The organism is Pelomicrobium sp. G1 (assembly GCF_051905455.1).
GTDB lineage: Bacteria > Pseudomonadota > Gammaproteobacteria > Burkholderiales > UBA6910 > Pelomicrobium.
The window spans coordinates 1-236 of sequence record NZ_JBQACR010000599.1 but is presented as its reverse complement, the minus strand read 5'-3'; the positions used below and the strand labels follow the sequence as shown (position 1 = coordinate 236).

1 protein-coding gene is annotated in these 236 nt (G+C 69.9%); it reads right to left on the bottom strand.

Annotation, left to right across the window (positions count from 1 at the left end; all coding sequences use genetic code 11):
- Positions 1-236, bottom strand: a 236-nt coding sequence (locus ACTFO6_RS19785; RefSeq protein WP_439935995.1) for an ABC transporter permease, incomplete at both ends; no start/stop codon positions are given.

Sequence of the window (236 nt, the reverse complement as noted above, 5' to 3'; positions counted from 1 at the left end):
CACTTGAGCAGCCGCCGGCGGGTGAGCACCAGCGCCAGGTAGAAAGCGGCAGCCGCGTAGGCGAGGAGCACCAGCACATGGAGGAGGGGCTCCGCCGGCGCACGGCCCACCACCAGCGGGCGCACCAGCTCGATGGCGTGGGTAAGGGGCAGCACCTGGGCCACGTTCTGCAGGACCACGGGAAGCTGGGCGGTGGGGAAGAACACGCCGCACAAAAGCACCATGGGGGTGACGAC